General features: G+C 56.9%; 5 protein-coding genes. 2 read left to right on the top strand and 3 right to left on the bottom strand.

Annotated elements, in window-relative coordinates:
- Positions 1–73: 73 nt before the first annotated feature.
- From NW840_RS03795 to NW840_RS03805, 3 genes are all read right to left on the bottom strand, one after another.
- Entirely contained in the window at positions 74–364 is a 291-nt protein-coding gene (locus NW840_RS03795; RefSeq protein WP_414342469.1) for a 4a-hydroxytetrahydrobiopterin dehydratase, read from the bottom strand.
- Between the two features lie 67 nt (positions 365–431).
- Positions 432–968, bottom strand: a complete 537-nt coding sequence (locus NW840_RS03800; protein ID WP_414342471.1) for a GNAT family N-acetyltransferase — start codon at positions 966–968, stop codon at positions 432–434.
- A 2-nt stretch (positions 969–970) separates the two neighbouring features.
- Positions 971–1,129, bottom strand: coding sequence for a hypothetical protein (locus NW840_RS03805; protein WP_414342473.1), 159 nt, complete (start codon positions 1,127–1,129; stop codon positions 971–973).
- A gap of 185 nt (positions 1,130–1,314) precedes the next feature.
- Here NW840_RS03805 and NW840_RS03810 point away from each other — a divergent pair, with 185 nt between their 5' ends.
- A complete protein-coding gene (locus NW840_RS03810) occupies positions 1,315–2,148 on the top strand; it encodes a cysteine hydrolase family protein (protein WP_414342475.1) in 834 nt (277 codons plus the stop codon).
- Positions 2,149–2,193: 45 nt separating this feature from the next.
- A complete protein-coding gene (locus NW840_RS03815) occupies positions 2,194–2,658 on the top strand; it encodes a cupin domain-containing protein (RefSeq protein WP_011434408.1) in 465 nt (154 codons plus the stop codon).
- Positions 2,659–2,771: the final 113 nt, after the last annotated feature.

The raw sequence follows: 2,771 nt of genomic DNA on the forward strand, positions 1-2,771 counted from the left end.
GTAACCTCGCATTCCTCCCGGCACTGACCCTACGGGTACAGTGCGGGGCTCCTGCGATTTCTAGCTGAAGCGTCTAGCCGGCCAGCTCGTTCATGCGTTGCGCCAAGGTGAAGTCCAATTCCGTAATGCCCCCGGCATCGTGGGTGGTAAGATGCACCCGCACGCGGTTGTAGACATTCGTCCATTCGGGATGGTGCCCCATGCTCTCGGCCACCAAGGCCACACTGCTCATCCAGCCAAAGGCTTCGACAAAGGAGCGAAACTGAAATTGACGATGCAGCTTTCCCTCCCGCAAAGACCAGCCGGGCAGTTTCTCCAGCTTGGCCTGGATCTCGGCTTCACTTAGCTTGACGGGTCTGGACATGGGCTTTCCCTCCAGTCTTTGCCACCGCTTTCATCAAAAGAGCAACTGAGAGCGGATCCCGGCTTATTCACAAAACTTCATGACCTTTGTATTCATGCTCTTCTACATGCGCGTCTATGGGCGCGGGGCTGAGCGGCTTGTACAACCAGTAGCCTTGTACAGCAAAGTGGGCCTGCTGATAGAAATGGAGGGCAGCCTGGTTATGGCGATAAACCTGCAGGGTGATGGCCGCCAGCTGCTGCTGGGATCCCCAGCGTTCCACCTGTTGCATCAAAGCTCTGCCCAGGCCCTGCCGGCGATGGGCGGGATCCACCCAGAGCAGAAAAATGTAGGCTACCCGCCGATGGGTGGCTTGATCGGTGGAGATGCCGGCCCAAACACAGCCCACCGGCTCTGCAGTTTCTTCTTTCAAGATCCACCAGCAGGGGGTGCGGGGTGGGTCGAAGAGGCGATCCAGCGTCTCTTCCAGGTGATCCCAGTTGCTTTGCTCTGGAAAAGATTCCTGCAACGTGGCCTGCAATCCTCGTCGCACCCAGGGCCGATCCCAGGCTGAACCGATGCGCCAACGATAACCCACAGGCAGAGGGATCCCTTGTTCAGCCATCCTCAGGCATTTGCAGAAAGGGCCACAGGCGTCGCTTCTTCTAGAGGGGCAGGCTGGGCCATATCCTCCGGCAGAAACGAGCGAATGCTCACCACCACCAGGGTAAACAGAAACACCAGCAGGATGAGGGCAGGAAAGATATATTGCCGCAAGATGTTCATATTTCTACATAACCTTGGTCTCTACAGCATAGCGTGCAGGGAGGGATCCCTGGGCACCCTTTCGGATCATCCTCATCTCAATCCCTATCAACTGACCCTGGGGGATCCCATGCGTCAATAAGGTGAGAAAGTGTAGCCTACGATTCCAAAGTGAGGTTGGCTGTGCATTAAGGTCGAGCGTAGTTGTGGGTCATCCGCCCCACCTGATCCCACTGCTGCGCGACGCGAGCGGAGAATCCATGAGCACCCCCAATCGCCCCTTGAAGACCCTTGGGATCCCTCCCAATGCCTGGGCTGTGAATGCCGAAATGGCCGACCTCACCCGTCCGCCCTTGGATCCCCGGCCCATCCTGCTACCCACCTCCAGCAAAACCCTGCGCTTGGATCTGGCCAAGGCGGCGTTGTTGGTGATCGACATGCAAAACGACTTTTGTCATCCCGACGGTTGGCTGGCCAGCATTGGCGTCGATGTTACACCTGCACGGGCTCCCATCGGCCCTCTAAAAGCCCTGCTGCCCCGCCTGCGACAAGCTCAAGTGCCGATTGTGTGGGTGAACTGGGGCAATCGCCCTGACTTGCTCAACATCAGCGCCGGCTTGCGACATGTGTACAACCCCACCGGAGAGGGAGTAGGGCTGGGGGATCCCTTGCCTAAGAACGGGTCTTTGGTCCTCACGCGGGGCAGTTGGGGCGCTGCTGTGGTGGAGGAACTGGAGGTCAAGCCCGAGGATATCTGGGTGGATAAGTTCCGCATGAGCGGCTTTTGGGATACCCCTCTCGATAGCATTCTCAGAAACCTGGGGCGCACCACCCTCTTTTTTGCCGGCGTGAACATCGACCAGTGCGTCATGACCACGCTGCAAGATGCCAATTTCCTCGGCTACGACTGCATTTTGCTGGAAGACTGCGCCGCCACCACCTCTCCTGAATACTGTTTGCTAGCTACCCTCTACAACGTCAAGCAGTGCTTTGGCTTTGTCGCCTCCTCCTCAGATTTGCTCGCGGCTCTCCCCTGTTAGCACTTGCCCACTATTCACCCCTCATCTCTTGAGCGGAGGATCCGGATGCAAACGCTTTCCCGCTGCGTGATTCCAATTGTTAAAACCCCTGCCGATTATCAGGCTTTTCGCATCAGCCCCCACGATACCAATCGCCTGGCCATCGTGTTCGATCCTTCTCATGCTCAGATTTCTCTAACCTTTTGTGTGGAGATCTTCGATGAGGGAGGCAAAACCCCTCCAAATCGCCATCAAATGGCTGTGGAAATGTTTTTTGTTCTCAAGGGGGAAGGCCTGGCCATTTGCGATGGAAAAGCGGCCCCCATCAAAACTGGAGATAGCATTCTGGTACCGCCGACCGGTGTACATGAAATCCACAATACCGGCCCAGGCCGCCTCTACGCCCTCTGCTTCATGGTGCCCAACGAAGATTTTGCCGAGCTCATCCGCTCCGGCACTCCTGCGGACTTGGATGAGGAGGATTTGCAGGTGCTGTCGGGGGGCTGGAGAAGGGCATTTGCTGAGGCTTAGGCCTCAATGGCTCTGGGAGCTGTAGAGGTTGGAAGTCAGGGGTACTGATACATTCACGCTGAACTCTCCTGAACATGGTTCAGGAAAGAAGCGATCGCATCCTGCCTATCTCT

This window comes from Synechococcus sp. R5-13 (assembly GCF_047462015.1).
GTDB lineage: Bacteria > Cyanobacteriota > Cyanobacteriia > Thermostichales > Thermostichaceae > Thermostichus.

Excerpts from the sequence above, each read along its gene's own strand:
- NW840_RS03795 (WP_414342469.1), bottom strand. The coding sequence starts at position 364 with ATGTCCAGACCCGTCAAGCTAAGTGAAGCCGAGATCCAGGCCAAGCTG.
- NW840_RS03800 (WP_414342471.1), bottom strand. The coding sequence starts at position 968 with ATGGCTGAACAAGGGATCCCTCTGCCTGTGGGTTATCGTTGGCGCATC.
- NW840_RS03805 (WP_414342473.1), bottom strand. The coding sequence starts at position 1,129 with ATGAACATCTTGCGGCAATATATCTTTCCTGCCCTCATCCTGCTGGTG.
- NW840_RS03815 (WP_011434408.1), top strand. The coding sequence starts at position 2,194 with ATGCAAACGCTTTCCCGCTGCGTGATTCCAATTGTTAAAACCCCTGCC.